This window comes from Liberibacter crescens BT-1 (assembly GCF_000325745.1).
In the GTDB taxonomy this organism is placed as follows: domain Bacteria; phylum Pseudomonadota; class Alphaproteobacteria; order Rhizobiales; family Rhizobiaceae; genus Liberibacter; species Liberibacter crescens.
This window is the reverse complement of record NC_019907.1, coordinates 862,341-885,880: the sequence shown is the minus strand read 5'-3', so window position 1 is coordinate 885,880 and position 23,540 is coordinate 862,341. Positions and strand designations below refer to the sequence as shown.

Genomic DNA, 23,540 nt, shown 5'->3' with positions numbered 1-23,540 from the left:
TATCTTGCAATTAACACACAAGGATCAGTTCTTCACACGCCCTGGTAACAGCGGTATAAAGCCATTGTTTTCGCATTTCTTTAAACGCATGATTTTCGTCAAACAATACAACCTTGTTCCATTGGGATCCTTGAGCTTTATGAACGGTTAATGCGTAGCCATAATCAAAGCTATCATAACGCTTGCTTCTTGTCCAAGGAATTGTATTCGTTGGATTTTCAAAGGAATCTTTAAGAAGATTAATTGTTACCGGCTGAGTATTGAGATCCTCATGATCGTCTTTAACCTGTAAGGTGATCCCCGTATTTTCCCTTGAGCAGGGAAGGAGTGTTGTGACTTTCCATATTGAGCCATTGAGCAAACCTTTTTCAGGATTATTCCTTAAACAAACAAGCTTGTCACCGATATCCGGGAGAACAGAGAAGAAGTTTTTTAATTGACGCAATTTTTTGTTGTATTTTCGTCTTGTATGATTTGTTCCTACAAGAATTTGATCCGCGTCCACCAACATGGAGGATGTGACATCTGTAGGGTGTATCATTCGAACAGTGCTTTTATCTTCCCAGGTAATCCTGTTGCCTTCGCGTATTTCCATGGAAAGACGAATAATAGGATTTTCGCGGGCTTGCCGATGGATTTCTGTGAGCATGAAGTCGGGTTCATGATTGGTAAAGAAGCCACTTCCCGAGATTGGTGGCAGCTGCCCTGGATCACCAAGAACAAGAATGGGTGTACCAAATGTCATAAGATCCTGGGCAAGCTGTTCATCGACCATAGAACATTCATCCACAATCACGAGGGATGCTTTTGCTACGGGGCTCAGATAGTTTATGGAAAATGTTGGTAAAATAACGGTTTTTCCGGTATGATCATCCTGGACGGTTTCTGATCCTCTTGGTCGATAGATGAGGGAATGAAGGGTACGCGCACCAGAGGCACCACGGGCTCTAAGTGCTTGAGCGGCTTTTCCGGTAAAAGCTGCAAAGATAACATCACCATCAATATGTTCGGAGAAATATCGCGCAAGGGTTGTTTTTCCTGTTCCTGCATAGCCAAAAAGCCTGAATATGGGGCTATCGGCTTTATGATACCAGCGACTCACAGCTTTAAGGGCGTTTTCCTGTTGTAACGATAATTGCATGATTGTAACCTTAAAGGCTTGATGTGCCAACGCAGGGAATTCTCCTGACAGGGATGATCATATCCTTATAGAGCAGGAAAAACCAGCTCTTTTAAAAGAGGCTCCTGTTTCTTTATGGCATGTTCATGAAACATTCTCAATGATGATTCTGGAACCGATTTTCAGAGGTGCAAAATGATCATCTGTTATTCCTGCTTTTTCCCGGGCACGGACTAATTCCTGCGGAGGCTCATCAAGAGATTCATCTGAAAGTTCATAGGTACCCCAATGGATGGGGATAACGCGTGATGGGCAGAGAAGTTGCTGATATAATCTTACAGCCGATTCAGGACTCATATGATTTTCTTCCATGAACCATTCTGGCATATAGGCGCCAATGGGCAAGGCTGCCACGTCGAAAGGCCCAAGTCTTTCACCAATTTCCACGAGCCGCAGGGTATAACCGGTATCTCCTGCAAAAAAGAAACGAAAAGTCCCTGTATCAATAACCCAACTGCACCATAAGCTACGGTTGAAATCCCATAGGCTGCGCATGCTCCAATGACGTGCTGGCGTACAATGTAGTTTCAATCCCATCATTGACACCTCATCCCACCAGTCGCATTCACTCACAGAACCAGCACCGTATTGACGTAAAATCTTTCCTACTCCCAGAGGAACAAATGTTTTTATGGACGGGAAGCGCTTCAGGAGTTTTTTGAGAGTTGTGGAATCAAGATGATCATAGTGATTGTGAGAATAGATGAGCACATCAATTTTAGGCAATTCTTCCACGGTTGCTGCTGGAGGAGTTTTACGTTTTGGTCCAAAAAATGATAGCGGTGAAGCGCGTTGGCTGAGCGCTGGATCAATCAGGATATGCGTTCCTTGTGTTCGTATGAGGATACAGGCATGTCCTAACCACCAGATTGCATCTTCCTGTCCATTGAAATCTGCCTTTTCCCACCATTGATTTATAAATGCTTCATAACCATTTTCAGGTGGTTTGGGTAATTTTTGGGCTTTTTGGCTTTTACGCCAATCCCTGACTGTTCTGAAACATTTTTTGGAAGGTTCCGGATTGATAAAACCCATTGGAGTATGATGCAATTTTGAGGGATTATACCAGGGATTTTTTTTGTGCCATAACTCTGTTTTGGTATATTCAATTATGATTTTTATGATTTTCAATTTTTTACTGGAGTATGGAATTTATGCGTTCCTTAAATATATATTTATTTGATAAAGTGCAATATCTTTTGCTACTGTTTTTTCTGATGGTATATTTTGAATCACCAGAAGCGTTTGCTCTTCCTGCGCCGTTACCGCCGTACCAGGTTGCGTTGAAGGAAATGGGGAAAGATTTTCAGATGGAAGTGTCCAATATGGTGATTAAACAGGTGGTTTCTGGTGGCGAAAGTCCAACCGCCGCGACAGTGACTATTAAGGAATCTGGTTTGCGAGATGATTCTGTTCAGGCGGAAAGGTCAATTTTCAAGCTTGTTTTGCGTGACGGTCAATGGGTTATCGATAGTCGGATTAATCAACGGTCCTGTTACCCTGGGCGGGGTCACAAGAATTTTTCAACAGCACCGTGTCGTTAAATGATTGTCAAAATCGATTGTTTTGATGTCAGGATATCCCGATGAACGAAAATCTTTCCCTAGAATCCTGATTTTTTGATATGATGTACAAGGATTTTCCTGATGCGCCTTGAAAAATTTTTACCATCGATAATATCAAACTGGTGCTGGTCTTTATCGTGGATATTCATATGATGGCGGGTTATTTTATCAGCATTTTTTTGAAACAATCTGCAATCATTGGTTTTTTTCAACGATTTGAGAGAATTATATAATTGATGGGCATGAATTCTGGCGATTTCAGCATGGTGTTCTTCGTGACGCTTGATATCAAAACTAAAACTGTCCCAGATCAAAGCGATCTCAGGGAGTGCGTATTTTTTGTTTTTCCAATAGGGCAATATGATCCTGACGGTCAGAGTCACCACAGGCTCTGATGGATAACAAAAATGATTTCTGTTCTTGTAAAAGAGTTGCGTATCAAAATCAATCTGTGCTATTCCAGGGTGTTTTAATCCTGATGTGCTATGTTTGTATATTTCTTCATCAAGATTTTTAATCGTCTTGCCAAGGTCTTTTAAAGGTCTTGTGGTTAAATTATAATAACCTGTTGATTCTTTATAGATGACTTGTGAAAAGAGAAGTTCAGGGTTAAAAAAAATAAACTCGCCAGCAAAAATATTTTAACAGTAACTTTTTTCATGATGAATCAGATTATTTTAGTGAATGCTCAGAAAAGGCTTAATAACCCCAGTTTAAAGAGAATACCATTTTTTCGAGCAAGGTCATTCTGAAAATGGCAGTGTATGATTCTTTTTCCTGGAAGCTGGCTCATCAACGTAACATTGTTATTGGTCCTATAGGGCGTATTATGGCGATAGTCAATGTAACGCCTGATTCTTTTTCTGATGGAGGGCATTATTCTACTGTCGAAAAAGCCGTTGCCCATGCCATGAAGTGTCTGGAAGAAGGAGCAGATATCCTTGATATTGGTGGTGAATCCACGAGACCAGGAGCTTCCTCTGTCAGTCTGCAGGAAGAGCAAGACCGTATCATGCCTGTCATGGAAAAATTGGTATCGTCTACAGATGCTCTTGTTTCTGTTGATACATATCATGCAGAAACCGCAAAAATGGCTCTCGGTATGGGGGCCCATATTATCAATGATGTTTACGGTTTGCAATTTGATAGCGATATGGCTGCAGTGATTGCAGCCTATAAAGCAGGAGTCTGTATCATGCATACAGGTCGTGGTCGTGATAAAATGTCTGATATACTCGATGATCAGATTTTTTTTCTGAAAAATTCAGTAGAAATTGCAAAAGAGGCAGGAATATCCTGTGAATCCATGGTCATTGATCCTGGCTTCGGTTTTGGAAAAGAAGTTCAGGACAATATTGTTCTATTGTCAAACCTTTCAAAGCTCACATGCCTTGATATTCCCTTGCTTGTAGGGGTTTCACGAAAGAGTTTTATTGCGGCTGTCACAGAAGAAACAGATCCGAAATCACGAGATGTCAGTACAGCGATCATAAATGCCACTCTAAGAATGGCAGGCGCTGCAATTTTCAGGGTACATAATGTTGCCATGACCAAAAAAGCTCTTCTTATTGCAGATACGATGATTGCCAATCAGAGGTTTTCTTCCCAGGATTCAGAAATTTTATGAATAATATTTATACACTATATCTTAAAAATTGTACATTTTTTGCAAATCACGGAGCATATGAAGTAGAAAAACGTCGTGGTCAGCCGTTTTTTATTGATGTGGAAATAGATATCGCCTTTTATTCTGGTCTTCAGAACGATAGCCTTGAAGATACAATTGATTATGATCATGTCTATCAGATTGTTGAAAAAGTTGTGACCACGACAAGACGCAATCTTATTGAAGTCCTGGCGATGGATATTATAAATGCTCTTCACCATCACTTTAAACAGATCACCAGGGCTAAAATCGTTATCCGCAAACCGAAAGCTGCATTGCAGGGGATTATTGATTACGTAGAGGCAAGAGTTGAGCAATCCTACTAGGCCAAAACCTGTCCTGGCATGTGTAGGAATAGGGAGCAATCTTGGTGAAAAAAGGCAAAACATGGCTTTTGCCCTGAGGGTCATTCATCATTGCCGTGATTGTGAAGTTCTTTCTGTATCGAAGCTTTATCTGACAGAGCCTTGGGGAATGCATGATCAACCTCGTTTTTTAAATGCAGCGGCTCTCATAAAAACGACCCTTTTTCCTGAAAATCTTCTGGATTTGATGCTTTCCATCGAAGATACCATGAAAAGACAGCGTTCCCAACGTTGGGGCCCTCGTACGCTGGATTTGGACATTTTAAGCTATGACAATCATACCATCGCGACACATCGTTTGACAATTCCTCATCCACAGATAACACAACGGGGTTTTGTGCTCATGCCTCTTGAAGACATTGCGCCTTCTATGCTGATTGAGGAAAAATCTGTTTCAGACTGGTTAAAACAGAACGATGTTTCTGGAATCAAGGTTTTGGTGAATCATGCAAACTGGTGGCATCAGGAAAGTGATCCTTGAATGAAAAAAAAAGGAAGAAGGCTGGTTGCTTTTAGGGGATTGTAGATCTCGTAATAAGGGTAGAATGTTTGCCAGAGAATAATTGTGCAGCGATACCTCCTTCCGGGAGAAATAATATATAATTAATGATTGTATTTCAAAATATTTTTCTCTTCTCATCAACTTGACTTATTAAGCAAATTATTTGATGATGTCCCAATGGATATCATAAATAATAACAATGATCGTGAAGAACCCTTGATAGAAGAACCCTTGATAGAAGACACCGTGATAGAAGAACCCTTAATCCAGGAAACAAGCAATTCATCTCCTCATAATCTCGAAAAAATAACCGCACCTCTGATCACAAAAGAGGATATGGCTCATTATTCTGACAAGATCGTTCGTGAAATGCAGGCGATCAATCATCATTTAAATGACAAGCTGGCCAGAATAGAGATCAAGGTTTTGAGTATTGAACGACAAGTTCAAAAAATTCCAAACATATTCCAGGTTTTTATCATTATGATTGCCCTTGTTTTTATCATCATGTCAGTAAGCTTTTGGCTTATTGAGATGAGTATATTAAAATCCTGAAAGAAAATTTGCATGTTTTATTGTCTAAAACCAGTGCAAGCTTCTTGCAATCATTCCTGCCAGGCTGAGTGTTACAGTTATGATGACTCCAAAAAGCATACGAAAATCCCTTTCAGCAGATCTATGTAACTCATTTTTAATGAGGTCTATTTCCTTGTATGATAAATTTTCCATTTGGCATATTTTATAGTTTACATGATCTGTAACACAATGAACTTTTTCATTGATTGAATTAATTTTGACATCAACCTTATCGAATTTTTCTTCTACCTTTCCTGAAAAAGAATCGAACTTGGTGTCCATTTTATTAACAAGCGAATCAACTTTATTATCAATAAGTTCATTAAGATCTTGTCGGAGATTCATACGGAATATTTCTAATGATTTTGTAATATTATTATCAGCCATATTACGATCGCCTTTACACCTTACACGACATTATATGTGAACATACACTTATTTATATGAATGTCCATCATAATATGATCAGGAAATTTTATTTTTAAGGCGTTACGCTGCTGTATTGGGATACGCTTTTCAGGGCTCGGATCTTAATCAGGAAAGGGTAATTTTTCTCCTTCAATCAGGGAATATTTTGAAACTGAAATTCTATGTCTTCTTCGTCATTGGGAGGGCCTGGTTCATTGAAGACATCGTATGTTTTTCGTGAGGCTATCGGCCGTTCTGCAGCAGCAATCAATACACGGGCAAAGTCAGCCCGTGTAATCTGGCGCATCAACGATAAGGTATTTTCTGGTGCTTTAACAACTATTCGTTGTGCATTTCCTGGATTATTGTTGAGAACAGCACCCCGACACACGGTATAGTCCAGGCCGCTTTCTTTTAGGAATTGTTCACGGTCAACCATATTTTTTTGCAAGTTTCCCTTGATGGTATTCAGCAACACACCAAGTGTTGAACAGCGATCACACCCCATGCCTGACAGCAGTATGATGCGTCCATTGAAATCGTTGGCACGTGCTTCGTTGACAACATTAACGAAGCCCTGGTATGTGACGTTACGGATTTCAGCTGCCGAGCTTAAAAACCCCCGGCCGGTAATGCCAGAACTCATATCAACAGCATAGAATATGGCTTGACAATCCTGCTTCAATGCGGTGCCGAGACTTTCACGAATGGTGACATCTCCGGCAATGACTTCTGCCTTTGTTCCCAGAAGGCTTTTAGCCTTTGTGGCATCCCGTGCGATGACACGAACCTTTTTGCCACGTTTAAGTAACTGTGTGGCGATATGCAATCCAGTCCCCCGAGTGGCGCCAACAACGGCAAAAACATCACTGGACATGCTTGAAATTTCTCCTGCTCGCGTTGCTATCCATATTGTATGTCCTGTTTCAAGAGTTTACAGAACATTTATAAAAAGACCATCAAAGGATACTATAAAATTTAATTATTAATCAAAGGTGCCCCAAAACGCAATAAAGTAAAGCTTGCAGCCATAATGGCAAAAATAATACCAACAAGTGTGTATGTTGTCGGTTCATTTTTTGCTGCTTCTTGTGATTTCATGGCATCATCATGAGGTTTGCAAGAAAAAAAGTCAACACAAAAAGGGAAAGAGGCAGCAGATCATTGATTTTAAAGAGCAAAATCCTGTATGAAATAGATGAACTTCTTCATGGTGAAATCCGATGGGGCTAACGCTCCCTGGATATAAAGGATCCTTATTGGGTTGTGAAAAACAAAATAGAAAGCTTGACCTGTAATGCGGGGATTATTTGTTACTTTTGAAGGCATTGAAGGAGCAGGGAAGTCAACTCAAATGACATCTTTGGCACAATCGCTTCGTCAACGCTCTTATGATGTCTGTGTTACCCGTGAGCCAGGGGGATCACCGGCAGCAGAAGCCCTTCGTTATATTTTGCTCTCTTCTATGGCAGAAAAGGATTTCGGTCCTGATATGGAAGCCATTTTGTTTGCTGCTGCACGTCATGACCATGTTGAAACGATCATCCGTCCAGCCATTCTTTCCGGGAAAATTGTCCTTTGTGATCGGTTTATCGATTCTACCTATGCCTATCAAATCAAGGAAGAGCTGAACAACAGGCAGTTTGTCACTGCTCTTCAGGAGCTTGCTGTTGAGGATATGTTACCTGATTGTACCATTATCCTTGATCTTCCTGCAGATGTTGGTCTGGAACGTGTTGCCCGGCGACAAAAGGCACAGGGGAAAGAGAACACCCCATTGGACCGTTTTGAAAAGGAATATATCGCCGTTCATGAGCAGAGACGGCAGTCTTTTCTGAAAATTGCCCAGGATAATCCATGTCGCTGTTATCCTGTTGATTCTACGAAAAACTGTGAATATATTGCAGAACAAATACTTAAAATTGTAGAAACATGTCTTTTAAAAAGAGGGGAATCGACAGTATGACACAAGAGATCCCTGGTCTTTTGAAAGGCGCAGTTTTTCCTGCTGCCAATACCCGTCTTTTTGGACATCAGAAAGCAGAGAATTTTTTGGCCCGCACCTATGCTTCTGGAAAAATGCATCATGCCCTGGTGATTGAAGGGCCCGAGGGTATTGGGAAAGCAACCCTGGCTTTTCGTTTTGCTTTTCATATCCTGCACAATCCTGATTCACAGAATGCTCCGGATTCTTTAGGGCCTCCTGATCCATCGTCACCTGCTGTCAAGCAGATTATTGCCGGGGCATCGCATGATTTTCTTTATCTGTCGTATCCTTGTGATGAAAAAACCGGCAAGATACGAACAATGATTCCTGTCAGTGCAATTCGTCGGATTCATCAGTTTCTTTCCCTGAAATCAGTCACGGGCAATTGGCGTATTGTGATGATTGATCCGGCAGATGGCATGAATCGTAATGCTGCCAATGCAATGCTTAAAATTCTCGAAGAGCCTCCGAAAAGGGTTTTGTTTATTCTTCTGTCCCATGTTGTTGGTAAATTGCTGCCGACAGTTCGATCCCGTTGTATCACGCTCACGCTTTCTCCTCTGTCGGAAACCGATCTGGAGAAAGCCCTTCAGCATCTTGGTTTGTCACTTTCTGCACAACAGATTGAAATTTTAAGACTTTCCGCTGAAGGAAGCGTTTCTGAAGCACTAAAACTCCTGAAGTATCAGGGTCATAAAATTATGACGGCCTATACACAATTCAAGGAAGAAGAAGAGGAATATGTTGCCACTAAAATCATGCATCAGCTTATGAATGATCTGTCTGCGAAAGGGGATCAGGTGTCTTTTTCCTTTTTTGTGAATCTTGTGACAGGAGATTTGGTGAACAGGGCAAAAGGAGCGGCCTTGTCAGGTCATCTTGAAGAAGCAGAAAGGATTGCACGGCTCTACAGTGTGATTCATGAGAGGCTGGAGTCGGCATCCATCTATAATCTTGATAAAAAACACAGTATTTTCCAGGTGCTTGATGCGATAAGACAATGATGTGTTTTTGTGATTAAAGTTCTTTATAAGGGAATGATGGATAAGGATAAGAATTTTTTGGGAGAGTTTGAAGTATAATGGATAACAGGAAAAGATTTTATATAACAACAGCCATTTCGTATCCGAATGCGAAACCTCATATTGGTCATGCCTATGAATTGATTGCAACGGATGCTCTTGCACGATTTCAACGGCTTGACGGGAAAGATGTATTCTTTGTGACCGGTACGGATGAACATGGACAAAAGATGCAGCAGACCGCTAAAGGCGAAGGGATAACAGTCGCTGAACTCGCTCAGCGGAATACTCAGGCCTTTCGTGACATGGCTGTCTGTCTGAATATTTCCCATGATGATTTTATTCAGACAACCGAACAGCGGCATCACCAGTGCAGTCAGGAGTTGTGGAATCGCATGCTGGCAAAGGGTGATATCTACAAGGGATTCTATTCCGGGTGGTATTCGGTGCGGGATGAAGCCTATTATCAGGAAAGTGAGATCTTTCTGGGAGATGATAATAATCATTATGGGCCACAAGGAACAGTTGTTGAATGGGTTGAGGAAGACAGTTATTTCTTTCGCTTGTCTGCCTATCAGGAATCGCTTCTTTCCTTATATAATGAGAAGCCGGATTTCATTGCTCCTTCTGAAAGGCGAAATGAGATTATGGCTTTTGTCAGATCAGGTCTGAAAGATATTTCTATTTCGCGTTCGCGGAAAAACCTGAATTGGGGAATCAGGGTGCCCAATGATCCTGACCATATCATGTATGTCTGGGTTGATGCATTATCCAATTATTTAACAGCAACAGGTGTTCTGGAAAAGGAAGGCAACCCTCGTTCTTCATTTTGGCCTGCCAATTTACAGATTATCGGCAAGGATATTATCCGTTTTCATGCGGTCTACTGGCCTGCTTTTCTTATGTCTGCAGGGCTGTCGATGCCGGACAGGATTTTTTCTCATGGATTTATCCTGAACAAGGGAGAAAAAATGTCCAAGTCTCTGGGCAATGTGATGGATCCTGTTGATTTGGCTGAGCGTTTTGGTGTTGATTGTCTGCGCTATTTTTTCCTGAGAGAAGTTTCTTTTGGTCAGGATGGCTCTTATAATGCAGAAAATATCATTACACGCATGAATGCTGATCTTGCCAATGGTATTGGCAATTTAACGAGTCGATCCTTGTCGATGATCTTTAAACATTGTGATGCCCGGATTCCGGAATACCAGACATTGATTCCTGTCGATCAGACGATGCTGTCTTCGGGTGATAATTTGGGAAAAACGGTTCGTGACCATATGAATGCACAGGAAATCCATCGTGCTCTGGAAAAAATTATGGCTGTTGTTTCCGAGACAGATCGTTATTTTGCAGCACAACAACCTTGGGCTTTAAAGACAACGGATCCTGTGCGTATGGCAACGGTTCTTTATGTTACTGCAGAGGTTATTCGTCAGATTGCTCTTTTGCTATTGCCTTTTATTCCTGCTTCTGCAGGTAAGATCCTTGATTTTCTTTCGGTTCCTCACTCCGCGAGGTTTTTTTCTTTTCTTGGCGAGCAGGGGCGCCTTGTTCCAGGGATGGCGGTAGAAATGCCCTGGTCAGTTTTCCCGCGATATAATGCATGAAAGGATTGTTGTGAACATGCTTATTGATACACATTGCCATATTGATTTTTCCGAGTTTGATGAGGATCGCGACCAGGTTGTTGAGCGTGCACATCAGGCAGGTGTGAAGATGATGGTTGCTATTTCTGTCAGGATCAGGGATGTTCCTGGCCTTATAGCAATAGCGGAACGCTATCCTTCTGTTTTCTGTTCGGTTGGAACCCATCCTTCCTATGCTCATGAGGAGACGGGTGTTACTGCAAAGGAATTAATTCTTTTATCTGCGCATTCATCGGTTGTGGCCCTGGGAGAAACAGGTCTTGATTATTATCATAATGCCGATACCGCCAAAGAACAAAAGAGACTCTTTTTAATGCATATAGAAGCCGCACGGGCCACAGGTCTTCCTGTTGTGATTCATAGTCGCATGGCCGATGAGGATATGGCGATGATCTTGCAGGAAGAAATGAAAAAGGGCCGGTTTACATTTATTCTGCATTGTTTTTCTTCCAGTGAACAATTGGCGATGAGCTGTCTGAAGCTGGGAGGATATATCTCTTTTTCCGGTATTCTTACCTTTGACAAATCAGAGGAATTGCGTTCTATTGCTGCAAAAATCCCTGAAGATCGTTTGCTTGTTGAAACAGATGCACCGTATTTGACTCCTCAATCCTTGCGTGGTCGACGTAACGAGCCTTCCTATGTCGTGCATACGGCGAAAGTCCTTGCAGAGATCAGGAAGATTGATTATGATCAACTATCGGTTATTACAACCGAAAATGCCATGCGTGTCTATTCTTGCTTGCCAAAAGTCTTTATTGAATGAATGATTTGTATCGTTTTACCATTTTAGGATGTTCATCTTCACCAGGTGTCCCCCGCATCATCGGCGATTGGGGGGCCTGTAATCCTGAAAATCCCAGGAATCGTCGGACACGCTCTGCACTGATGGTTTCCAGGATAACCCTGGAGGGCGATGCAACAACGGTTATTATTGATACAGGTCCTGATTTCCGCGCCCAAATGATCCGTGAGAATGTCTCTGATATTGATGCTGTGTTGTATACCCATGCGCATGCAGATCATGTGCATGGGATTGATGACTTGCGCGGATATTATCTCAAGACAAAAAAACCTGTCCCTATCTATGCCGATAAAGAGTGTATGGAACATCTTCGCAAGAGTTTCGGGTATTGTTTTGAGGTTTCTTCCAGTAATTATTATCCATCAATCGTTGAGCCTTTTATCATTGAAGAGGATTATTTGCCAATAAGCATTGAAGGCAAGGGGGGGCTATTAAAGCCGTGCCTTTTAGGCAGAACCATGGAAAAATGACTTCTCTTGGTTTCCGGTTCGGGAATGTTGCCTATTGCACGGATGTTCATTCTTTTCCGGAAGAAACATTACAGAAATTACAAAATCTGGATATATTGATCATTGATGCCTTGCAGTATCAGGTGCACAAGAGTCACTTTTCCCTTTCAGAAGCATTAGAGCATATTGAGTTGCTTAAACCTAAACAGGCCATCCTGACCCATATGCATATTTATATGGATTATGATACTCTTTTATGGGAAACGCCTGCTCATGTAGAGCCTGCCTTTGATGGAATGAAATTTTTTTCAGTTGCCTTGAATGCATAAAATGCTGCCTCGATGGAGAGGCAGCATTTCCTTTTCTTTTAACAGTTTTTAGCGAACCGGGTTCTGTTGCAGGCCTTTCAACAGTTCCGGGACATTATGTTTAAACATATCGAGATAGGTTGGGGCAGGTCCCTTCGGATCGGACAGCGCATCTGTATACAGGGTTCCACCAATATGTGCACCAGCATCTTTTTCAAGTTGTTTGACCAGGCGTGAATCCGTCATATTTTCAAGAAATACGGCTGTAATTTTTTTCTTGCGGATCTGTTTGATCAATTTTGCCATGTTTGCTGCTGAAGGTTGCGATTCTGTGCTGATACCCTGTGCTGCAAGGAATTTAAGTTTATAGGCTACACCAAAATATTGCAAGGCGTCATGAGAGATAATGGCGATGCGTTTCTTTTCCGGAACCGTGGCAATCGATTCTTTAATCCAGGCATCAATGGCATCAATCTGTTTGATATACGTCTCGGCATTTTTGCGATAGTCAGAAGCATGTGCCCGATCGGCAGCAATCAGGGCGTCGCGGATATTGGTGACATAGATTTTACCGTTCGCCGCATTTTGCCAGGCATGAGGATCAGGTGCGCCGGCTTTTTGGCCTTCTTCTTGCGATGTGAGCAATGAAATTCCTTTTGTTGCCTCGACAACCGGTCCTTTATAGCCGGAGGACTGAATCAGGCGATCAAGCCAGCCTTCCAGTTTTGCGCCATTCATGATGACAAGATCTGCTTTTGCAATATCCTTTGCGTCCGTTGGTGTTGGCTGATATTCATGCGTATCGCCATTGGGGCCGACAAGGACTTTAAGATCAATGTCGTTATAGGCGACATGTTTGACCATATCGCCAAGAACACTGAAAGTCGCAATAACTTTTAGTTTACCTCTGGCATGCGCGTGAGAGAAGGGAAGAAGGAGTGTGAGTGATGCAAGGAGTATTCTTAAAAAATAATTCATCATGATGAGTCTCTTTCATGAAAATGTTGACGTGGAAAAAATCGTACAAGGATACTGCTGGATGGTCCGATACATAAAGAAATGACGTACCATACACTTGCAGTGAGGATGATTGCCGGACCGGAAGGCAGGCTGTAATGATATGAAAGCAACAGGCCGATCACAGACACAGCAATCCCGAAAAGAATACTGAGACCGATCGCCCAATCAATATTTTTTGTCCAGAAGCGTGTTACGATCGCTGGAAGCAAAATAATACCCACAGCCATTAATGTTCCCAAAACCTGAAAAGAAGCAACCAGAACAAAGACAACAAGAATAAGGAATATTTGATGATATAAGGCTCCTTTAATGCCTTGTGCCTTGAGAAAACCGGGATCAAAGCATTCCATAATGAGCGGACGGTAAATGATGGCCATCATGATCAGGCTCAGGGATCCCACACTGTTGACAAGAATCAGGGAATCTTCATCGACAGCCAGAACATTGCCAAACAGGATATGCAGAAGATCAACCGTGCTGCCTTTCATGGAAATGATCAGGACGCCAAAGGCCAATGAGGAAAGGTAGGCAGCGGTAAAGGAGGCATCTTCCTTCAGGGTGGTGAGACGGGTAATGGCACCGGAAATCAGGGCCACAAGCAGTCCCGCCATTAAACCGCCCAGGGTCATGGGCCATAGGGAAAGGCCGGTAAAGATAAAGGTAATGGCAACACCCGGTAAAATAGCATGTGAGGTTGCTTCTCCCATAAGAGACATACGACGCAGGACCAGAAAAACTCCAAGCGGGGCACCACTGGCTGCCATGGCGATACAGGCCGCCAGTGCACGACGCATGAAACCATAATCATTGAAAGGAAGAATAAATGCATCATAAAGGGTCATGCTTTTTGTCCATTGTCTTGATCAGGGACAGTCTTGCGGTAAAAGCTGCACCTGAGTAAATTCTGTGTTGTCAGGACATCACAGGGTTTACCCCAGGCGATAGATTCACAGGCCATGAGCAGGCAATTGGTGAAATGCTTCCTGATCTGTTCAAAATCATGCAGGACACATATGACGGTCCGCTTTTCAACATGCCAGTTCCTGGTGATCTTCAGCAGGACCTCTGTTGTTGCAGCATCAATAGCCGTGAAGGGCTCGTCAAGCAGGATAATCTGGGCATCCTGCACCAACAGGCGCGCAAACAGTGCACGTTGTACTTGCCCTGCTGACAGATTGTCCAGGGTCCGTTTTTCAAAGCCCTGTAATCCTACAGTATGCAATGCTTTCAGGGATTTTTCGCGTTGGGCGCGCGTCACCTGACCGAAGCTTTTTGTTTCTTTCCAGAAACCGGATGCCACGATTTGCAGCAGGTTAATCGGAAAATCAAGCTCAAGTTCTGCACTTTGGGGAAGGTAGGCAATATCCTTGCGTGTAAATTGGTGAAATTCGATCGATCCTTCATGGATGGGAAGGATACCGGCAATGGCTTTCAGCAGTGTACTTTTTCCTGCCCCGTTTGGTCCGGCAATGGCTGAAAGCTCTCCGGCAAGAAAGGAGCCATTGACATGATGGACTGCAGGCTGCCGTAAATAGGCAAGCGTCAGGTCATGCAGGGTAATGGCTTTCGTCATCGTCAGGCCTTTGCCCAATAGGCGACAGACCATAGCATGGCGATCAAAACCAGAGTAAAGGCAACACGTTGCCATGCGCTCCAATAATACATCAACAGTTTCCTTTTGAAGGTGATGTTTTGTTCATAAGGCAGATGGTTCTATGATGTTCATCATTATATTGAAGATCATATTGTGAATGTGATCTTTATAAGGCAAAATAAAAGGATTATATTCCATAAATGTGTGTTTCCTCAAAGGCTCTTCACTCTTGGTTATAATATAACAAGAGCAATTACAATGATCCGGAAACAATGTAAAGACGAAAATTTCACGATCCTGTAAAAAATCCGGATAGGGGTTGCCTGAATCCTTTGGCGATAAGGGAGCGACGGCCATAGGGCGCTCTATAGGGTTACGTTGATGGTACTATCGACGTATTTTCTTTTTATAAAGAATATTTTAAATTAATTTTAGATTAAATGAGATTTGTTTGCTTTTAATTGCAAGTAAAAAAGTAATCATTAAAAGATGTTTGTGATTTATATTTTTGTTTTTTTAAAACTATATTTAAATAATATTTTATGGATACTCAATTAAATGATTTACTTCAAGAATAAAATTCTTTTGATGCGTGATTGTTCAGGGAATTTTGCTTTATTAACGGCTTTTCTTATTCCCTTGATCTTTGGAGCTGTAGGATTATCGATTGATTTCAGTCATCTTTTTTTAACGCGTTCTTCCATGCAGGCAGCAACCGATGCCGCCATTATGACCGCAGCAGCCAAACTATCGGTGAAGGATCCTGAGAATAAAAACACCATGGATAATGTTGAGGATTTGATCAGGGACTCTCTGGAGCAGCATCTGAACAATTTGTTCTCTCCGGATGTTGCTGAGACTATTGCCAGGAAGACACCCATAGAGATCACAAAACTTTCTGCCTCTCCGACGGTCTATGAGATTTCTGCCTCTCCTGAATATGATATGCCTCTGAACAAATTTTCTGTTGTCAGTTTATTAACGGGAAAAAAGAGCATCAATATTGCGGTGAATGGCGTTGCGGAAGCACAACAGGAAGAAAGCATTCCCGTCTCCATTGAACTGGTCCTGGATGTTTCCGGTTCGATGGGCTCCCTGATGTCCAGTAAAAAGACAGATCAAATTCGCAGCAGACTGGATGTTTTGAAAGAAGCGGTGATCACTATGATGGACGTGGTAGAAGCCAATGCGCTGTCAGAGACTTCTATCCGTATGGGAATTTCTGCTTTTTCAGGAAGGCTGGAAGGTGAAAGCCCTCTTTCCTGGGGAAACGACAAGGCAGAGAAATTTGTTCGTGAGCTTAAGTATGCCGATGGTAAATACGGTACCGACTCCTCGGTTGGCCTTGAAAGTGCCTATAAAGCACTGGCATCAGATACAGAAGACTATCACCATGCCTCTAAACATCATAAAACCTTTAAAAAATATATCATCTTTATGACAGACGGGATGAATACCTATACAGACGATGATACGAACACAGAAAAGATTTGTTTGCAGGCGCAGCAGCAAGGGATTGAAATATTTACAATTTCTGTTGGTCTGGAACCGTTTTCCGCGGAGAGTGACAGGGTGACGCGTCTCATGAAAATATGTGCTTCTTCTGTCAACAATTATCATAATGCCACACATGCCACAGGTTTAATGGAGGCTTTTCAGAATATCGGTAAGAAAATGAGCCATGATGCCATTATTCTCAAAAATTAAGCATTGATTTCATTTTTTGATGATAACAATCCAGCAGGTGATTTCTTGAGATTCTATATCCCCAATGACAATAAAACTGAAAATTTAACAATCCAAAAAAAATACAGAATAAGTCAATTTTTTCATGGATTTTTTGAAAAGACTGGTTTATATATAAGGAATTAATTCTCTTTAAATTTATTCAGATCCATATATAAAAAGAAAACTCTTCATCATGATCCCATATTCAAGATTTTGTTTAGAACATTCATTGCCTTGTTTTTTTATACCATTATTAAAATTAAAAAGAATTTTTTCTTGGGATATTTTCTTAAAAATCCCTATTATCTCTTAAAAAACAGACTTTTTTATGATTTTTTGTTTGTTTTTTGCCAACGTGTTCGCTTTTTATTCAAATTATAGAACAGATTCAGGATCATCAGCAAAAATAAGAATATACTCTTTAAATGAAGAGTCATGTTCTGTTGTCGAGAAGGCTGTTTCTGAACATTCAGAGAATCTTTGTTGATGATTTGTTTTTTTGAAAGATAACATCATGAAATCAAACGAACCCAATTTTATTATTGAACTAGAGCAGGAAATTTTAGGAGCCTTATTATTGCGTGGCAATGAGCGGGAGGTTCTTGGGTTTTTGCAGCCAGAACATTTTATGGATGGTTTTCACCATGAACTTTTCCGGACGATTTCGTTGGCCTATCAACGATTTGGTACGGCTGATCCGTTGATTGTGAAGCGTCTTATGGAGCCATCGACGACGAAATCCTTTGAGGAAAAAACGGGGCTGGAACTTTCTGTCTATCTTGCACGTCTGGTGTCATCGACTGTATCCGCCGGGCCGCTGGCCATAGAGGCCGCCCGTCGGGTTATTCATCAATGGGGGAGAGTCATGGTTTCCCGGCACATGCAGGAAGTGGCGGATCAGGCATCCCGGCTGCAGGGTGACACGATACCGCTTATTCGTAACGCCATGCAATCTCTTGAAGATATTCTCTCCGAGGTTCAGGGATTGGGGGTTCGCGGTTCGCGTCCTTCCCAGGCCTCTATTGCAACCGCCGCAACCCACATGATTTCCCTGGCTGAAAAGAAACAGGGAGAAGATCTGTCACCGTCTCCAGGATGGGGGATCAAAAGTCTTGATCATGCCACCGGAGGCGTACAGTTGCGCGAGTTAACTCTCATTGCTGCGCGTCCGTCAATGGGTAAAACCACGGTTGGTTTGTCGGTTGCTTTGGGAATGGCAGAAGCAGGTCATCCTGTTCTGTTTTTCAGTCTTGAAATGGATCGTGAAAAATTGGGAGCACGGGCCATTTCGAATATCCTTTATGACGGTCCAAAACCTGTTCCCTATATTAATCTTATCCGTGGGAATATAAACGGCCATGATTTACGCCTTGCCAGGGAAGCCTGTCATAAACTCGAGAAGCTTCCGCTTGTGATTGATGATCGGCCTTTTCCCTCGTTGGCTGAAATTCGTTTACGCACGGAGCGGATGGCAGAGGAAGCACGGCAACGGGGTCGTCCGCTGAAGGCTGTTATCATTGATCATCTCGGCCTTATCAGGCCTTCCAATCGCTATCAGGGAAATCGTAATAATGAAATTTCTGAAATCACGGCCGGTCTCAAGGCTCTTGCTCGTGAACTGGATATCGCTGTGATCCTGCTCTCTCAGCTCAATCGAAGTGTGGAGGGGCGCACCAAGAAAATTCCTCAACTGGCCGATCTTCGTGATTCCGGTGCGATTGAACAGGATTCTGATACGATAATATTCCTACACAGAGAGGCATATTATCTTTCTCGAGAGATAGTAGGAACAATTGATGAACATTTTGAAAGACGAGATCGCCTTGAAGTTGTTGCAAAGGATATGGATTGTATCATTTCAAAACAGAGGAATGGCCCGATAGGGTCGCTGACTCTCTTTACAGATATGGCTTTTTCAGTGGTCAGGGAAGGAGTGGGAGAATGAACAGTCGTCCATGGTATAAACGATATCCTGCCGATTTTATTTCCGGTGTTCTTGGGCTGACGCTTGAGGAAAAAGGCGCTTACAGTATCATTCTGGATCTGATCTATGATCGTGGTGGTCCTATTCCGGATAATGACAAATATCTTGCCGGTGTCTGTGGTTGTTCCATTCGAAAATGGCGTATTATTCGTGGTATTCTCAGTCAGGCAGGAAAAATCTATTTTTGTGGGGGATATATTTGCAATGCACGAGCAGAAAAAGAGCTGTTAAAGGCTCTGAAAGCAACAGAAGAACGCATTAAAAATGGCCAGAAAGGTGGAAAAAAATCTGCCGAAATGCGTTATTTTTCCTTGAAAAACAACAATTTTGGTCAAGGGACACTTGAGCCCGCGCGCGCGTTCCAGAAACCAGAAGCTAGAATAAAGAAATCGATCAATGAAGAGGACAAAATGGTTTTTTGTCCTTCTCATCACAATGATTCAGCGGTTGATCAGAAGAAGGGTTATAGGTCGTATCATGAGAAACAGGATATTATGAAGGATTCTGATTGGCGTCAGCGTCTGTTATGGGCACGTCGGGATGGTTTTTGGCCAGAGGAGTGGGGCCCTGCTCCAGGTCAAAGTGGCTGTCATGTTCCTGATGATTTTTTGAAGGAGGAAGACAAACAATTGTTTCAGGGGAAAAAACCTCCGTATTTTTCAAAACCCGTGGTTCATGTTTTTTCGGAAGTGAACCAACAAGGAAAAAAAGAACATGATAAGGAACATTGAAGACCATACAAAGAAAAGAAGAACAAGGCATTGTTCATGTCGAGTCAACGATCGTAAAACTGAGACGGGTTGGTTCTCTCGGACCAAAAAACAACAACAGCGTTCAATAGGCTTTTTGGGAGGGAAAAACACCATAATGAAACCTCATGAAACAATGATGATAATTCTTGATGCTGTAAAGCAAAGCTGTGCTCAGAAAAATATTGACTTTTACTAAAAAAAGAATATATTCTTTTTATGATAGGAAAGCTCAAAGGACTGAAGATGAAGCTCCAATAACTTCAAGAAGAGGACGATTTATCAAAGTTCTTCTTGTTGTTGGAAGATAATATGAGATGAACGATCAAAGTAATATGCCAACATGTTATTAGGTAATCACATGTGCTTTCTCCCTATCAGCTGACTTCGTACAAGCGCAAAATCGCAGTAGCAGTAAAAGGAAGTTAAAATTTATCAGCCAAGCAACAATGAATATATAAGATTTTCTTCCTTATGTCAATACAAACCTGGTGTACGAAAGAAGAACAAGAACATATCGTGGTCATATACGATATTAGAGCCTGCATAAAACAGTTTAAAAAACAGCTTTTATGATCTCTCTTAAGTCCCATTGATAATGATCGATGGGACTTTTTCTTTGAGAGAAGGAGTATGTGTTTTTAGATTATGTGGTGTTTTCTCTTTTTTTATATCTTGCTTTTCGGAAAAGCATAATGGTGCTTGAGGCTTTTTTGAGAGGGAAAAACATCAGATGATGTTGTAAAGCAAAGCTGTGCTCAAAAAAAATATTGACTTTTACTAAAAAAAGAATATATTCTGTTTATTAAGTGCAGCTGATACTTACGTATGAAAAGATAGTTTTTTCTGGATTGTTGGGGCATATATCTACTAATATAGAAGATTTTCTCCCTTATGTCAATAAAATGTAATGTTTCTTTAAGAAACTGTCAATTTCAAGTTTTTTTGGCCAACGACACAGAGTTGAGTGATTAGGAAAGGGCACGGAGTTATAACCTTTATACTTTTCTGCAATGGTAAGAATTAATATATAAGATTTTCTTCCTTATGTCAATAAAAACCTGTTGTAGGATAGAAAATAAGAACATATCGTGTACATTACGATTTTTATGATCTCTCTTAAGTCCCATTGATGATGATCGATGGGACTTTCTCTTTGAGAGAAGAAGTATGTGCTTTTAGATTATGTGGTGTTTTCTCTTTTTTTATATCTTGCTTTTCGGAAAAGCATAATGGTGCTTGAGGCTTTTCCTGGAGGGCAAAACATCGGAATGATGTTGTAAAGCAAAGCTGTGCTCAAAAAAATATTGACTTTTACTCATAAAAAGAATATATTCTTCTTATGAAACGCCACTGAGAGAGAGATTTCTTCATGGCTGTTTGATTTGAAACTAGAGCTCAAGTAGCTGAATTTCCCGTTCCCCGGGCTTATGTGCTTTTGTATAACAAGGATTAATATATAAGATTTTCTTCCTCATGTCAATACAAATCTGGTGTATGATAGAAGAATTAAGACCATATCATGGTCATATACGATATTATGCTCTGCATTAAAAATCGCTTTTATGATCTCTCTCAAGTCCCATCGATGATGATCAATGGGACTTTTTCTTTGAGGGAGGATTATGGGGTGTGTTTTTCTCTTTGTTCATTAATCAAAGGGAGAATTTTAAAAATCTTTTGATATCGAACTCTTTCTACTCTTATACTATTGAATCTTTTTTTGTCTTTTTTATGTCTTGCTTTTCGGAAAAGAATAATGGTGCTTGAGGCTTTTCCTGGAGGGCAAAACATCGGAATGAAACCTCATGAAACGATGATCATAATTCTTGATGCTGTAAAGCAAAGCTGTGCTCAAAAAAATATTGACTTTTACTCATAAAAAGAATATATTCTTCTTATGAAGCGCCACTGAGAGAGAGACTTCTTCATGGCTGTTTGATTTGAACATAGAAGTCAAGTAGCTGAATTTCCTGTTCCCCGGGCTTATGTGCCTTTGTATAACAAAAATAAAGATATAAGATTTTCTTCCTTATATCAATACAAGCCTGTTGTACGAAAGAAGAATAAGAACATATCGTGGTCATATACGATATGTTGATCAAAATCCTGGAAGAATGGAGCAGGTTTTTGTGCTTTATAGAGCCGCACGCTCTTTTATTGCAAAAATTCCTGTTATGATGGCCTGTTATGATGGGGGAGTTCGCAGCGGGTTTCTTTCAGATCCGTTGTTTTTTTGTTCCTGTTCTTTCAGAGTCCTTTTTAATGTTGTGAGGTGTTGATGTCTCTGACCAAAAGTCGATTATCCAAAAAAGAATCTGCCTCCAGGGAGAGCAAGAGGGAGATGAAGAAACAGGAAAAATTGCTTACCCGGAGTTTCCTGGAAGCCATGACGGCTGATTTTTCCCAACATGGTGTGGAGACCATCAGGAAAATCCGTGAGGAGAAGCCTGAACAGTATTTACGTCTTGTTTCTCTGACCCTTAACCAGGAAAATATCTCGAATGACAGGACAAAAACCGATGATATGGACCATTTGACAGACAAACAATTGCTTGAGCTTATCGATGCCCTTGAAGAAGAAATGCGCCTTTTCACAGGCGCTGAAAAAGAAAGCAGAGCTGCTGGCTCTCTTGAAACAACGCTATCATCGTCGACGGCTTGATTTTTACCGTCCCTATGGCCCGCAGGAAGCTTTTCATCAGGCGGGTCTTCGTTGTCGTGAACGCTTGTTTATGGCCGGGAACCAATTGGGTAAAACGATGGCAGGCGCTGCCGAGGCTGCCATGCATCTTACGGGTCTCTATCCCCCATGGTGGAAGGGACATCGTTTTCATCGTCCTGTGGTTATGCTGGCAGGTTCTGTTTCGTGTGAACTGACCCGTGATGGCATGCAACGCTTGCTGTTAGGGCCTCCTTTATCCCTTTCTGGGCAGGGAACAGGCATGATTCCTTCAGAAAGTCTTTTGGAGGTGACCCGTCGATCAGCGATTGCCGGTGCATGCAGCAGCGCGACCATTCGTCATAGCAGTGGGGGTGTTTCAGTTCTTTTATTTAAAACCTATGAACAGGGGAGAGAAAAATGGCAAGCTAATACGGTCGATTATGTCTGGTTTGATGAAGAACCCCCGGAAGATGTCTATTTTGAAGGTTTAACACGCGTCAATGCCACGCAAGGTTTGGTTGCTGTCACGCTGACACCCTTAAAAGGACTTTCGTCCTTGATCAATCATTATCTTCACCAGTCTTCTCCCGATCGTCAAGTTATTCGTATGACTCTTGATGATGCTCTCCATTATACACCAAAGGAACGTGAACGTATTATCAATAGTTATCCTGTTCATGAACGCGATGCACGCATTAAAGGAACTCCCGCTCTGGGCTCAGGACATATTTTCCCGGTAGCGGAAAGCGATATTACTGTTGCTCCTTTTCCCATTCCGGCGCATTGGCCGCAGATTGGCGGTATGGATTTTGGTTGGCATCATCCCTTTGCTGCTGTTGTTCTTGCCTGCGATCGCGATGGGGATGTTTTTTACGTGACGAGAACCTATCGATGTCGTGAACAAACGCCTCTTTTTCATGCGCATGCCCTGAAAAGCTGGGGAGACTGGCTGCCCTGGTCATGGCCGCATGACGGGTTGCAGCATGACAAGGGATCAGGGAAACAGCTGGCCAGTCAGTATCGGGGACAGGGGCTGAAAATGCTGGACGAACATGCACGGTTTATTGATGGTACAAATGGTGTTGAGGCAGGAATTCTGGAAATTCTCGATCGTATGCGGACAGGGCGCTGGAAGGTTTTTTCGAGTTGTCCTGACTGGCTTGAGGAATTTCGTTTGTATCATCGTCGGGATGGCACTGTTGTCAAGGAGCATGACGATTTGCTGTGTGCCAGTCGTTATGCGTTGATGATGCAGCGTTTCGCGACAGTGAAACCTTCTGATGGCACATGGAAATATTATCCAAGGAAAGTGATTTAGATC

General features: G+C 41.9%; 26 protein-coding genes and 2 pseudogenes. 19 read left to right on the top strand and 9 right to left on the bottom strand.

From position 1 onward, the window contains the following. Positions 1–10 precede the first annotated feature (10 nt). Positions 11–1,141, bottom strand: a complete 1,131-nt coding sequence (locus tag B488_RS03890; RefSeq protein WP_015273234.1) for an ATP-dependent DNA helicase — start codon at positions 1,139–1,141, stop codon at positions 11–13. Between the two features lie 123 nt (positions 1,142–1,264). Next, on the bottom strand, positions 1,265–2,215 hold the full coding sequence (locus B488_RS03885) for an MBL fold metallo-hydrolase (RefSeq protein ID WP_015273233.1): 951 nt from the start codon (positions 2,213–2,215) through the stop codon (positions 1,265–1,267). 290 nt (positions 2,216–2,505) lie between these two features. Between B488_RS03885 and B488_RS07100 the strand changes: the two genes are divergently transcribed. Further along, complete coding sequence (locus tag B488_RS07100) at positions 2,506–2,724, top strand: hypothetical protein (RefSeq protein WP_015273232.1); 219 nt, start codon at positions 2,506–2,508, stop codon at positions 2,722–2,724. 59 nt (positions 2,725–2,783) lie between these two features. Here the strand turns inward: B488_RS07100 and B488_RS07030 are convergent, their stop codons facing one another. Further along, positions 2,784–3,263, bottom strand: coding sequence for a DUF922 domain-containing Zn-dependent protease (locus B488_RS07030; RefSeq protein WP_280109469.1), 480 nt, complete (start codon positions 3,261–3,263; stop codon positions 2,784–2,786). A gap of 236 nt (positions 3,264–3,499) precedes the next feature. Between B488_RS07030 and folP the strand changes: the two genes are divergently transcribed. The 4 genes from folP to B488_RS03855 all read left to right on the top strand — a co-directional run bounded on the left by folP (position 3,500) and on the right by B488_RS03855 (position 5,833). Then, positions 3,500–4,372 carry a dihydropteroate synthase gene (gene folP / locus B488_RS03870; protein WP_015273230.1) on the top strand — a complete coding sequence of 291 codons (873 nt, stop codon included), beginning with the start codon at positions 3,500–3,502 and terminating at the stop codon, positions 4,370–4,372. Beyond that, positions 4,369–4,737 carry a dihydroneopterin aldolase gene (folB, locus tag B488_RS03865; protein WP_015273229.1) on the top strand — a complete coding sequence of 123 codons (369 nt, stop codon included), beginning with the start codon at positions 4,369–4,371 and terminating at the stop codon, positions 4,735–4,737. Before folP ends, folB begins: the two co-directional genes overlap by 4 nt. Next, entirely contained in the window at positions 4,721–5,257 is a 537-nt protein-coding gene (gene folK, locus B488_RS03860; RefSeq protein ID WP_041770704.1) for a 2-amino-4-hydroxy-6-hydroxymethyldihydropteridine diphosphokinase, read from the top strand. The genes folB and folK overlap by 17 nt, the downstream gene beginning before the upstream one ends. Positions 5,258–5,455: 198 nt before the next feature. Next, positions 5,456–5,833, top strand: a complete 378-nt coding sequence (locus B488_RS03855; protein WP_015273227.1) for a hypothetical protein — start codon at positions 5,456–5,458, stop codon at positions 5,831–5,833. 24 nt (positions 5,834–5,857) lie between these two features. Here B488_RS03855 and B488_RS03850 read toward each other — a convergent pair whose 3' ends face one another. From B488_RS03850 to B488_RS07435, 3 genes are all read right to left on the bottom strand, one after another. Continuing rightward, entirely contained in the window at positions 5,858–6,241 is a 384-nt protein-coding gene (locus B488_RS03850) for a hypothetical protein (RefSeq protein WP_015273226.1), read from the bottom strand. 175 nt (positions 6,242–6,416) lie between these two features. Further along, positions 6,417–7,139 (bottom strand): SDR family NAD(P)-dependent oxidoreductase, encoded by a 723-nt coding sequence (locus B488_RS03845; RefSeq protein ID WP_015273225.1) that lies wholly within the window; start codon positions 7,137–7,139, stop codon positions 6,417–6,419. A gap of 101 nt (positions 7,140–7,240) precedes the next feature. After that, positions 7,241–7,363: a hypothetical protein gene (locus B488_RS07435; RefSeq protein ID WP_015273223.1), complete on the bottom strand. Its 123-nt coding sequence runs from the start codon at positions 7,361–7,363 to the stop codon at positions 7,241–7,243. Positions 7,364–7,559: 196 nt separating this feature from the next. Between B488_RS07435 and tmk the strand changes: the two genes are divergently transcribed. The 5 genes and pseudogenes from tmk (at position 7,560) to B488_RS03820 (ending at position 12,500) form a co-directional block, all read left to right on the top strand. Beyond that, on the top strand, positions 7,560–8,228 hold the full coding sequence (gene tmk / locus B488_RS03840) for a dTMP kinase (protein WP_015273222.1): 669 nt from the start codon (positions 7,560–7,562) through the stop codon (positions 8,226–8,228). Continuing rightward, the gene (locus B488_RS03835) at positions 8,225–9,253 is read left to right on the top strand and encodes a DNA polymerase III subunit delta' (RefSeq protein WP_015273221.1); all 1,029 of its coding nucleotides are present in this window, start codon (positions 8,225–8,227) and stop codon (positions 9,251–9,253) included. The genes tmk and B488_RS03835 overlap by 4 nt, the downstream gene beginning before the upstream one ends. 77 nt (positions 9,254–9,330) lie before the next feature. Then, entirely contained in the window at positions 9,331–10,878 is a 1,548-nt protein-coding gene (gene metG, locus B488_RS03830; RefSeq protein ID WP_041770700.1) for a methionine--tRNA ligase, read from the top strand. Between the two features lie 16 nt (positions 10,879–10,894). Beyond that, entirely contained in the window at positions 10,895–11,683 is a 789-nt protein-coding gene (locus B488_RS03825) for a TatD family hydrolase (RefSeq protein WP_015273218.1), read from the top strand. After that, positions 11,680–12,500: pseudogene (locus tag B488_RS03820) on the top strand (MBL fold metallo-hydrolase). The gene B488_RS03825 and the pseudogene B488_RS03820 overlap by 4 nt, the downstream one beginning before the upstream one ends. A 48-nt stretch (positions 12,501–12,548) precedes the next feature. Here the strand turns inward: B488_RS03820 and B488_RS03815 are convergent. The 3 genes from B488_RS03815 to B488_RS03805 are packed head-to-tail and all read right to left on the bottom strand — an operon-like array spanning position 12,549 to position 15,072. Next, positions 12,549–13,460 (bottom strand): metal ABC transporter substrate-binding protein, encoded by a 912-nt coding sequence (locus B488_RS03815; RefSeq protein ID WP_015273215.1) that lies wholly within the window; start codon positions 13,458–13,460, stop codon positions 12,549–12,551. After that, positions 13,457–14,341 (bottom strand): metal ABC transporter permease, encoded by an 885-nt coding sequence (locus B488_RS03810; RefSeq protein WP_015273214.1) that lies wholly within the window; start codon positions 14,339–14,341, stop codon positions 13,457–13,459. The genes B488_RS03815 and B488_RS03810 overlap by 4 nt, the downstream gene beginning before the upstream one ends. Further along, positions 14,338–15,072 (bottom strand): metal ABC transporter ATP-binding protein, encoded by a 735-nt coding sequence (locus B488_RS03805; RefSeq protein ID WP_051012119.1) that lies wholly within the window; start codon positions 15,070–15,072, stop codon positions 14,338–14,340. The genes B488_RS03810 and B488_RS03805 overlap by 4 nt, the downstream gene beginning before the upstream one ends. A gap of 579 nt (positions 15,073–15,651) precedes the next feature. On the opposite strand from B488_RS03805, the gene B488_RS03800 reads away from it, so the two are divergent. The 9 genes and pseudogenes from B488_RS03800 to B488_RS03770 all read left to right on the top strand — a co-directional run bounded on the left by B488_RS03800 (position 15,652) and on the right by B488_RS03770 (position 23,537). Continuing rightward, the gene (locus B488_RS03800; protein ID WP_015273212.1) at positions 15,652–16,800 is read left to right on the top strand and encodes a vWA domain-containing protein; all 1,149 of its coding nucleotides are present in this window, start codon (positions 15,652–15,654) and stop codon (positions 16,798–16,800) included. Between the two features lie 535 nt (positions 16,801–17,335). Continuing rightward, positions 17,336–17,620 (top strand): annotated as a pseudogene (locus tag B488_RS07330) (DnaB-like helicase N-terminal domain-containing protein); the annotation flags it as partial. An 81-nt stretch (positions 17,621–17,701) separates the two neighbouring features. After that, positions 17,702–18,766, top strand: a complete 1,065-nt coding sequence (locus B488_RS03795) for a replicative DNA helicase (protein ID WP_244422725.1) — start codon at positions 17,702–17,704, stop codon at positions 18,764–18,766. Next, positions 18,763–19,536 carry a YdaU family protein gene (locus B488_RS06875; protein WP_015273209.1) on the top strand — a complete coding sequence of 258 codons (774 nt, stop codon included), beginning with the start codon at positions 18,763–18,765 and terminating at the stop codon, positions 19,534–19,536. The genes B488_RS03795 and B488_RS06875 overlap by 4 nt, the downstream gene beginning before the upstream one ends. After that, positions 19,520–19,753: a hypothetical protein gene (locus tag B488_RS03785; RefSeq protein WP_015273208.1), complete on the top strand. Its 234-nt coding sequence runs from the start codon at positions 19,520–19,522 to the stop codon at positions 19,751–19,753. Before B488_RS06875 ends, B488_RS03785 begins: the two co-directional genes overlap by 17 nt. Positions 19,754–21,313: 1,560 nt before the next feature. After that, positions 21,314–21,436, top strand: coding sequence for a hypothetical protein (locus B488_RS07430; protein ID WP_015273206.1), 123 nt, complete (start codon positions 21,314–21,316; stop codon positions 21,434–21,436). A gap of 169 nt (positions 21,437–21,605) precedes the next feature. Then, complete coding sequence (locus B488_RS03780) at positions 21,606–21,836, top strand: hypothetical protein (protein WP_041770697.1); 231 nt, start codon at positions 21,606–21,608, stop codon at positions 21,834–21,836. Then, positions 21,836–22,219 carry a hypothetical protein gene (locus B488_RS07095; RefSeq protein ID WP_144049199.1) on the top strand — a complete coding sequence of 128 codons (384 nt, stop codon included), beginning with the start codon at positions 21,836–21,838 and terminating at the stop codon, positions 22,217–22,219. Before B488_RS03780 ends, B488_RS07095 begins: the two co-directional genes overlap by 1 nt. Then, entirely contained in the window at positions 22,110–23,537 is a 1,428-nt protein-coding gene (locus B488_RS03770) for a terminase large subunit domain-containing protein (protein ID WP_041770695.1), read from the top strand. Before B488_RS07095 ends, B488_RS03770 begins: the two co-directional genes overlap by 110 nt. The last annotated feature ends 3 nt before the right edge of the window (positions 23,538–23,540 follow it).